At 67.5% G+C, this 9510-nt stretch carries 6 protein-coding genes; 4 read left to right on the top strand and 2 right to left on the bottom strand.

Going from position 1 to position 9510, the window contains the following annotated elements; all coding sequences use genetic code 11:
- Positions 1-36: 36 nt before the first annotated feature.
- Genes I6N89_RS16605 through I6N89_RS16590 form a run of 4 tightly spaced genes read left to right on the top strand, consistent with a single transcriptional unit; the run spans position 37 to position 6440 of the window.
- The gene (locus tag I6N89_RS16605) at positions 37-408 is read left to right on the top strand and encodes a DUF3467 domain-containing protein (RefSeq protein ID WP_207019554.1); all 372 of its coding nucleotides are present in this window, start codon (positions 37-39) and stop codon (positions 406-408) included.
- A 15-nt stretch (positions 409-423) separates the two neighbouring features.
- Complete coding sequence (locus I6N89_RS16600) at positions 424-2316, top strand: HlyD family efflux transporter periplasmic adaptor subunit (protein ID WP_207019553.1); 1893 nt, start codon at positions 424-426, stop codon at positions 2314-2316.
- A 1-nt stretch (position 2317) separates the two neighbouring features.
- Positions 2318-4468 (top strand): PqqD family peptide modification chaperone, encoded by a 2151-nt coding sequence (locus I6N89_RS16595; protein ID WP_207019552.1) that lies wholly within the window; start codon positions 2318-2320, stop codon positions 4466-4468.
- Entirely contained in the window at positions 4461-6440 is a 1980-nt protein-coding gene (locus I6N89_RS16590; protein WP_207019551.1) for a translocase, read from the top strand. The genes I6N89_RS16595 and I6N89_RS16590 overlap by 8 nt, the downstream gene beginning before the upstream one ends.
- Positions 6441-6460: 20 nt before the next feature.
- On the opposite strand, the gene I6N89_RS16585 is transcribed toward I6N89_RS16590, so the two are convergent.
- Together I6N89_RS16585 and I6N89_RS16580 are read right to left on the bottom strand one after the other, a co-directional pair.
- Complete coding sequence (locus I6N89_RS16585) at positions 6461-7780, bottom strand: glutamine synthetase family protein (protein ID WP_207019550.1); 1320 nt, start codon at positions 7778-7780, stop codon at positions 6461-6463.
- A 401-nt stretch (positions 7781-8181) separates the two neighbouring features.
- Complete coding sequence (locus I6N89_RS16580) at positions 8182-9354, bottom strand: MFS transporter (RefSeq protein WP_207019549.1); 1173 nt, start codon at positions 9352-9354, stop codon at positions 8182-8184.
- Positions 9355-9510: the final 156 nt, after the last annotated feature.

Raw genomic sequence — 9510 nt, 5'->3', positions numbered from 1 at the left:
CAGTGACGCAGTACATTTCAGCAGGACTTAGACGCAATGGCCAAAACCGCAGAAGACAAGGCTCCGGCAGCGGACTCCGCCGCGGCGGACAAGGGCAGCAACGGCACCGAGCACAGCACCGGAACCGGCCCGCGCAAACGTGAGACGACGGTGCCGCCGAGCCAGGTCAAATTCGACACGCAGTCCCTCAAGAGCAGCTACTGCAATGTCTGCAACGGCTCTTCGACGCGCGAGGAGGTAGTGGTCAATTTCGGCGTCAACGACAGCTGGGACATGGGCGCGCCGCAGCTTCTGGTAAAGCTCGAACACCGGGTCGTCATGTCGCCCCATGCCGCCAAGCGCCTGCGCGACATGCTCGTGCGGCTGATCGACGAGCATGAGACGAGATACGGCAAGCTCGGCGACTGAGACAGGATCGGCTGAATGGCGATCGGACGCGCCTCGGACATGCCGCCATCCTCGGCGGGAGCCGCTTCGGACCCGGCGCCGCTGGGCCTTGAAAAGAGCCTCTGGTCCTCCTTTGCCAATGCCCGCAGCGACACCGCGCGGCTGACCGCCTGGCTGGCGGTGCTGGTCAATCGCGTGCCCTCCGCCACACTCGGGGTGTTGCTGCATCCCGATACGGGCGCCGGTGCCTATGTGCCGCTCGCCGTGGTGCCCGACCCGCGCCGCGACCTCTCCGCGCTCGGCGAGATCGCACAGAAGACCATCGCCAGCGGCCGCCCGGCGACCAGCCGCGCCGGCGACGGCTCGGTAAGCTACGCCGCCTGCCCGGTGCGCGCCGGCGACGGCCCCGCCGGCTTTGTCGTCGCGATGGAGCTGCGCGGCTGTGCCGATGCCGAATTGCAGACCGCGCTGCGCGATATGCACTGGGCGGCGGGCTGGCTGGCGGCGCAGCTCTGGGAGACGGCGGCAAAGGACGGCGTGGCCATGCTGCGGCGTGCCGATGTGGCGCTCGACATTCTCGCCGTGGCCTCCGAGCACCGCAAGCCGGCCGCCGCCGCCATGGCCATCGTCAACGAGGCGCAGACCGTGCTCGGTTGCGACCAGATCTCCATCGGACTGGTGAAGCGCCGCCGCAGCGCATCCCGGATCAAGCTGCTGGCAATGTCCTACTCGGCCTGGTTCCGCAAGCGATCGGCGGTGACCGAGGGGATCGAGACGGCGATGGAGGAGGCCTTTGACCAGCAGGCGAGCGTCAGCCACCCGGCGCTACCATCCATCGCACGCGCCGTGTCGGTGGCACATGCGGAACATGTGCGCACCAGCCGCACCAGCCACATGATCACCGTGCCGCTGTCGGACGAGGACGGCCCGATCGGCGCGATGACCTGCGAACGGCGCGCCGCGGACGCGCCCTTCGACGAGGACACGCTGCTGATGGCCGAGAGCATCGCGGCGCTGATCGGCCCGGTGCTCGAGATGAAGCAGCGCAACAACCGCTGGTTCGGCGGGCGCCTGGTCGATACGGCGCTGCATGTGCTGGGCGTGCTGTTGGGGCCGCGTCATCTGAGCTGGAAACTGCTTGCGGTGCTGCTGCTGGCGCTGGTCGTGGCGGCCGCGACCGTGCCGGGCCCGTTTCGCGTGCAGGCCGACGCGGTACTGCGCGGGCAGGAGATGCGCAGCGTCGTGGCCCCGTTCGCGGGCTTCATCGACGAGGCGCCGCGCCGCGCCGGCGACAGCGTGGCGCGCGGCGATCTGCTGGTGCGGCTCGACGACAGCGACCTACGGCTCGAAGAGCTGCGCTGGCGTTCAGAGATCGACCGGCTGGTCTCGCAATCGCGCGAGGCGCAGGCCGAGTACGACCGCGCGCAGGTGGCGCTGCTGGAGGCGCAGATCGCACAGGCCCGGGCGCAACTCGCACTGGCGCAGGCGGAGCTGGCGCGCACCCGGCTGGTGGCGCCCATCGACGGCATGATCGTCTCGGGCGATCTCAGCCAGAAGCTGGGCGCGCCGGTGCAGCTGGGCGAGGTACTGTTCGAGATCGCCCCGCCCGACCGCTATCGCGTCGACATCTATGTCGACGAGCGCGACCTGCCTTTCGTCGCTGCCGGCCAGAGCGGGCAGCTCGCGCTGGCAGGGCAGCCGACCGAAGGCCTGCCCTTCGAAACCACGCGCCTCACCCCCATCGCCGAGCTGCGCGACAGTGCCAACACCTTCCGCGTCGAGGCCTGGCTGAGCGACACCCCGCCCGGCCTGCGCCCGGGGATGGAGGGCGTCGCCAAGATCGACGCGGGCCGCGAGCTGCTCTCCTGGGTCTGGTCTCGGCGGCTGGTCGACTGGCTGCAGCGCACGCTCTGGACATGGCAGCCGTGACATGGCGGAAAGTTACCTCAGCTCGATCTGGTACCGTGTCGCCGACCTTCAGCCGCGCCTGCGCAGCCATGTGAAGGTGCACCGGCACCGCTATCGGGGCCGGCCCTGGTATGTGCTGCACGATCACGCCTCCGGGCGGGTCCACCGGTTTTCCCCCGGGGCCTATATGCTCATCGGGCAGATGGATGGCGGCCGCACCGTGGACGAGGTCTGGCGGTCGCTGGCGGAGGCCTATGACGAGGAGGCCCCCGGGCAGGACGAGGTGATACGGCTGCTGTCGCGGCTGCACCAGAACGACCTGATTCAATATGCCGGATCGCCCGATGTGGCGGACCTGCTGGAGCGCTACAACCGCAACACGCGGCAGATCCTCAAGCAGAACATGCTCAACCCGATGAGCTTTCGCCTGCCGCTGATCGACCCCGACGCGTTCCTGCGCAAAACGCTGCCGGCAGTGCGGCCGTTGACCGGGTGGTTCGGCCTGCTGCTGTGGCTCGTTGTGGTGAGCTGGGGGCTGATCACCGCCGCGATGAACTGGGCGCCGCTGACCCGCGATATCGCCGACCAGATGCTCGCGGCATCGAACCTGATGATCGCCGCAATCACCTATCCGCTGCTCAAGGCGGTCCACGAACTGGCGCATGGCTATCTCACCCGCGCGCGGGGCGGCGAGGTACGGGAAATGGGCGTGATGTTCCTCGTTTTCTTCCCTGTGCCCTATGTCGATGCCTCTGCCGCCGCCGCCTTTCGCAACAAATGGCACCGCGCGGCGGTCTCGGCAGGCGGCATCTTTGTCGAGACCTTCGCCGCCGCCGTGGCGCTGATCGTCTGGGCCTCGGCAGAGCCTGGCATGGTGCGGGCCGTGGCCTATAACGTGGTGCTGGTGGGTGGGCTCTCCACCCTGCTGGTGAACGGCAACCCGCTTCTGAAGTTCGACGGCTATTACGTGCTGTCGGACATCGTCGAGATCCCCAATCTGGGCAATCGCGCGAACAAGTATTGGGGCCATATCGTCCAGCGCCATGTCTTTGGCGCGAAACAGCTTCGCGAAGAGGTGGCCACGCCGGGCGAAAAGGCCTGGTTCGTGCTCTACGCGCCGGCGGCCTTTGTCTATCGCATCGTCATCATGGTCGGCATCGCGCTTTATGTGGCGCAGAAGTTCTTTCTGCTCGGCGTGCTGCTGGCGATCTGGTCGGTGTTCAACGCGGTGGTGAAACCGCTCTTCAAGAACATCCGCCATGTCATGACCGCACCGGCGCTGCGCAAGGTGCGGCGGCGCGCCAATGCCTGGACCTTCGGCAGCATCGGCGTGGCGCTCGGACTGGCGCTGCTGATCCCGCTGCCGCTGCGTACCGACACCCAAGGGGTGGTCTGGCTGCCGGACGAGGCGCATCTGCGCGCCCGCACACAGGGCTTCGTCACCGATCTGATCGCGGCGGAGGGCGCGCGGGTCGGGCCACAGGACCGGGTCGCGGAGATGGAGGAACCGACCGTGCGGGCACGCATCGCGGTACTCGAGTGGCGAGTCGAGGAAATGCGGCGGCGGCTCACCGCGACCGAGGTGCAGGACCGGCGCAGCGCCGAGGTGGCGCGGCTAGAACTGCGCGAGGCAGAGGCCGAGCTCGCACGAGAGCGCGACCGCATCGCCGAACTGACGATCCGCGCCGCGATCCCCGGCACTTTCCAGCCCGCTCTCCCCGGGCGCGAGCTGGTCTCGCGCTATGTCTCGGAGGGCGATCTCATCGCCTATGTGCTGCCCGACGGGCCGCGCCAGGTGCGCGCGCTGGTGCCGCAGAAAGACATCGCGCTGGTCCGCAACCGGCTGCAAGGCGTCGAACTCAAGATCGCCGGGCATCTCGACCGGCCCGTCCCTGCAAAACTGCTGCGCGACGTGCCGCAGGCCACACCGCAGGCGCCGGCGGCGGTGCTGACGACAGCGGGCGGTGGTCCATTCCTCATCGACCCGACGGATAGCGAGGGCGCCACTCTGCTGGAACAGGCCTTTATCTTCGACCTGCTGCTGCCCGAAAGCGCTCAGGACGCCCCCTACGGCACACGGGTCTATGTTCGGTTCGATCATGGCAGCGAACCGGCGGCGTTGCAGATCTGGCGGCGCGTCCGGCAGCTCTTTCTCAAGCAGTTCAATGCCTGAGCTCGCGGGTTTCCTCGGCCTTGGCCGGGTGCGGCTCGGCACCGGCCCATATCCGGAACTGGCGGATCTGCGCGGCAACGCGGTAGATCTCTGGCTCGAACGGCGGCTTGGCTGGCTGGCGGCGCGGCTGCCGCTAACCCGCCGCCGGCTCGACCGGCGGGCGGCGCGGGTGCTGCGGCATGAGGCGGCGCTGGCGACGCTGAGCGATGCGGAGCTGCGCGACGCGGCACAGCGGCTGCGCCCTGCCCTGCTGCGCGGCACCGACGCCGCCGCCATCGACCGGGCCTTTGCCATCGTGCGCGAAGCCTCGGCCCGGGTGCTGGGCAAGCGGCACTACAAGGTACAGATCATGGGCGCCATCGGGCTCTACGAGGGGCGCATGATCGAGATGGCCACCGGCGAAGGCAAGACTCTGACCGCCACCCCCGCCGCCATCGTTGCCGCGCTCTCGGGCAAGCCGGTGCATGTGGTCACGGTCAACGACTATCTCGCCGGGCGCGACGCCGAGGAAACCGCGCCGCTCTACGATTTCTTCGGCCTTACCGTTGGCGTGATCGACAGCGACATGGACCCCCACGCGCGCCAGCAGGCCTATGCCCGCGATATCGCCTATGTGTCCAACAACAACCTGACCTTCGATTACCTGCGCGACCGGATCGCGCTGGCCCGCCGCCGCGGACGCGCCCGGCGCAAGACGCTGGAGATGGTCTCGGGCCACGCAGCGCAGCCGCTGATGCTGCGCGGGCTGGCCTTCGCAATCGTCGACGAGGCGGATTCGGTGCTGGTGGATGAGGCGCGCACCCCGCTCATCCTGTCCTCCACCGCCGACGACCCGGAGGCCGGCAACACCTACGCCACGGCGCTGGAGGTTGCCCGCGCGCTGAGCGAAAGGCGGCACTATACGGTCGACCGGATGAACCGACAGATCGTGCTGGAGGACGCCGGCAAGTCGGCGCTGGAGGAGAGTTGCGCGGCGCTCACCGGGATCTGGCGGATCCGCCGCGCGCGCGAGGAGCTGGCGCAGCAGGCGCTCTCGGCCCTGCATCTGTTCGAACTGGGCCGCGACTACGTCCTGCTTGAGGACAAGGTGCAGATCGTCGACGAATTCACCGGGCGTGTCATGCCGGACCGCAGCTGGCAGGGCGGGCTGCATCAGATGATCGAGGCCAAGGAGCGGCAGGAGATCACCGGCCGCAAGGAAACGCTGGCGCGGATCACCTATCAACGCTTCTTCCGGCGCTATCTCCGGCTGGCCTGCATGACCGGCACCGGAATGGAGCTCGCCGGCGAGCTGCGCGACACGTTCGGGCTTTTCACCACGCGTATTCCGCGCCACCGCCGCAACCGCACCCGCCATCTGGGCGCGCGGTTCTGTCGCGATGCCGAAGCGAAATGGCAGCGCGTCGCGGCCCGGGTCGCCGAAATGCATGCCGAGGGGCGCCCGGTGCTGGTCGGCACGCGTTCGGTGGAGGCGTCGGAGGCCTGCGCTTTGGCCATTGCGGCGCTGGGGCTGCCTCATGAGGTGCTGAACGCCACGCAGGACCGCGAGGAGGCGGAGATCATCGCGCAGGCGGGCCAACCCGGCGCGATCACCGTCGCCACCAATATCGCCGGTCGCGGCACCGATATCCGGCTCGGCGAGGGCGTGGACGCGGCAGGCGGACTGCATGTGATCCTGACCGAGTTCCACGAAAGCGCCCGGATCGACCGGCAGCTCTACGGGCGCACGGGCCGGCAGGGGGCCAATGGCTCGACCGAGGCCATCGTCAGCCTGGAGGACACGCTCTTTACGCGCTTCGCCCCCACGCTGCTGCGGCTTGCGCGCACGGCTCCGCTGCCGCCGGTTTTCACCCTTCTCCGCCGCGCCGCGCAAAGCAGAGCCGAGCGCGAATACGCCACCACGCGCCGGGAGCAGACCAAGCTCGACCGCCAGCTCGAGCGGGCGCTGGCCTTTACCGGGCCGGTGGAATAGGCACGGCGGCCCGCCAGCGCTCAGAACAGCTCGAGATAGCGCCTGATTTCCCAGTCGGTGACCTGACGCAGATAATCCTGCACCTCATAGCGGCGCGAGCGGACGAAATGGTCGACGAACCCGTCCCCGAAGAGCGCCCGCGCCGTTTCGCTTGCCTCCAGGCGATCGGTGGCTTCGACCAGGTCGCGCGGGAAGCGGGTGTCGCGGTCGGGCAGAACGTCATAGGCGCTACGGTCGAGCGGCGCACCGGGCTCCGCGCCGGTTTCGATCCCCCACAGACCCGCCGCGAGACAGAGCGCCATGGTCGCATGCGGGTTGGCATCCGCCGAGGGCACGCGGAACTCGACGCGGGTCGCCTCGGGAGAGTCGTTGATGATCCGCACCGCGGTGGTGCGGTTCTGTACCCCCCAGCTCGACCATGTCGGCGCCCAGGCCCCGGGCACCAGACGCTTGTAGGCGTTCACCGTATGCGCGGTCATCACCAGCAGTTCGGGCATAAGCGCGAGCAGCCCGCCGATGAACTGCCGCGCGATCTGCGACAGCCCATCGGAGGCGCTGGGGTCGTGAAACACGGGCTGCCCGTCTTTCTGAAGCGAGATGTGGAAATGCCCGGACTGACCCGAAAGCTCCGGATCGAGCTTGGACATGAAGACGGTGGTCAGGTCGTTGCGGGCGAAATAGGCGCGGGCGAAGTTCCGGAACAGCGCCGCATCATCCGCCGCCTTGACCCCGGTAGCCGCCGCCAGCGGCGCCTCGAAACATCCCGGTCCGAGCTCTGTGTGCAGACTGTCCAGGCCGATATCCAGCGTCTGCATGCAGGCGCGCAGCCCATCGAACAGATCCGCATGTGCGGCGGCGGACTGAAGCGAATAAGTCCGGTTGGCCTTGGCGAAAAATTCCAGGTCGCGATAGTCCTTCCGGCGCAGCGTATCGGCGGTTTCGTCGAGCAGGAAGAACTCGTATTCGAAGGCCGCGGTCACACCGAACCCCATCGCATCCGCCTTTTCGAGCTGCCGCAGGAGGTGGTTTCGGGGCGAATTCTCGCCATAGGCGCCTGTGAAATCGGCGATGGCGACACCGGCACCCGACCCAAAGGGCCAGCGCCGCAGAGTCTCGGGAAAGATCGTCGCGGGGCGGTCAATATAAGTCCGGTCGTCTTCCCACTGCACCTCGGCACTATCCCAAGCATGCACGACATCGCAGAAACTGTAGCCACGGTCGATCAGCTTCGCGGCCTTCTTGGCGCTGACCAGCTTGTGGCGGAACACCCCGTCGAGATCGAAGATCCCCACATGCAGGTCGTGAAGCTCCGAAAGCTCCGGTGATGTCGTAACGTCCATTTCGGGCAAGATCCTTCGTTGCGATGCGCTTGGCGCCGCCGGCACGGATCGCGCCACGGCTCCGACCGGGCCGGTTTCGCGGCGGCGGTCCTGCAAAAGCATAGTCAGGCGGAAGGAGGCTGCAACGCTCCGGCCCGACATCGGCGCCTCAATCTATCGCCGCCTCGGTGTCCGCATGGTCTTTCAGCCGGTGGGCACAAAGATATCATGGCCAGCGCCGAGATACCTCCATGGCCGCTGCTGACGCTGGTGATGGTCCCGCCCTTCGTCCTTTGGTCGGCCAGATCGTGCTGATACTGTTCCACCAGCACATCGCCACCAATCTGCCCTCGCTCATTCGGGTGCGCAAAGGCACCACGAACGAGACAGCCCCGGGACGTTTCCGGGGACGTCTCATTTATCTATCGCCCGCGCGCCCGAAATCCGGCGGTGAGAATGAGGGCAGCGCCCCCCAGCGCCGCCGCGCAGGTATAGATCAGCACACCCGCCGGCCCGTAGGCCGCAACGGCAATCCCACCCATGCCTGCCCCGATCGCAATCGCAATCTGGAAACTGGATGCCTGAAGCGCACCGACGCTTTCGGCATGGTCCGGTGCGGCCTCGGCATTCCAGGTCGCAATCGCCACAGAGAATGCACCGAAGGCAAAGCCCCAGATCGCCGTCGCCGCGAAGGCCAAGGTCGTAGCCGCGAGCATGAGCGCCCCGGCGGCAAGCATCACCACAATCGCCGAACCGCCCGCCGCAAGAGACGCGCTGCGCGACGCCCAGATGCCGCCGATCATGCTCCCCGCGACACCACCGGCGCCGAACAGGAACAGCGCGAGCGAGATGGTATGGATCTGAAGGCCGACGACCTGTTCGAAAAACGGACGGATATAGGTGAAACCGGCATAATGGCCCGAGAGGACGAGGAAGATCGCCACAAGCCCCGCCAGAACCGAGCCACGGGTCAGCGTGATGCCGAACGAGGAGAGCCCCGGCGCCTCGGCGGGAGGCAGCTTCGGCAGGGTGGCGATAAGCGCCGCCACAGCGATGACTCCCAGAATGGCGGCGACGATGAACGTGCCGCGCCAGCTCCAGATATCGCCGAGATATGCGCCGACGGGCGGGGCCACGACGCTCGCGGCGGAAACCCCGGTCAGGATGATCGACATGGCCCGTGCCAGCTTGTCCTGCGGCACCAGCCGGAGCGCGAGCGCGGTGATCATTGCCCATGTCCCGCCGAGCGCGACACCCAGGAGAACGCGCGCGACAAGCAGCATCCAGAGGCTGCTTGCGGTCGCCGAGAGCACACCGGACAGGGCCAGTGTGGCAACGAGACCCAGGACCAGCGGTCGCCGGTCGACCTGTCCGGCCCCGAGAATGAACAGAGGACTGGCGACGGCGGCGGTGATCGCGGTGAGCGTCACGGCCTGTCCCGCAGCGCCGACCGAGACGGCCAGGTCGGCGGCCATCGGCGACAGCAGACTGATGGGCAGGAGCTCCGCCGTCACCAGACAGAACATCGCGAAGGAGACGGAAAATACCGCAGGCCAGTTGGCGTCGGACTGCCCGGAAGCGTCTGTTATGTGCATGTGATATCCTTACGTGAGCGTGCCGTCACAGATGAACAGCCATTATTCCAAGAATCATCTTGGAATAATGCACACATGCTTCGGGCAAACAAGCCTCACACGGTATCACCCAACCGCAATGCGATCCCGCCATGCCGGATCTGACCGAGCCGCCCA

It is taken from the genome of Salipiger abyssi (assembly GCF_017311415.1).
In the GTDB taxonomy this organism is placed as follows: domain Bacteria; phylum Pseudomonadota; class Alphaproteobacteria; order Rhodobacterales; family Rhodobacteraceae; genus Salipiger; species Salipiger abyssi_A.
This window is presented reverse-complemented; position numbering and strand designations above follow the sequence as displayed.

Coding starts and splice junctions, on each gene's coding strand:
- I6N89_RS16605 (WP_207019554.1), top strand. CDS start 37: ATGGCCAAAACCGCAGAAGACAAGGCTCCGGCAGCGGACTCCGCCGCG.
- I6N89_RS16600 (WP_207019553.1), top strand. CDS start 424: ATGGCGATCGGACGCGCCTCGGACATGCCGCCATCCTCGGCGGGAGCC.
- I6N89_RS16595 (WP_207019552.1), top strand. CDS start 2,318: ATGGCGGAAAGTTACCTCAGCTCGATCTGGTACCGTGTCGCCGACCTT.
- I6N89_RS16590 (WP_207019551.1), top strand. CDS start 4,461: ATGCCTGAGCTCGCGGGTTTCCTCGGCCTTGGCCGGGTGCGGCTCGGC.
- I6N89_RS16585 (WP_207019550.1), bottom strand. CDS start 7,780: ATGGACGTTACGACATCACCGGAGCTTTCGGAGCTTCACGACCTGCAT.
- I6N89_RS16580 (WP_207019549.1), bottom strand. CDS start 9,354: ATGCACATAACAGACGCTTCCGGGCAGTCCGACGCCAACTGGCCTGCG.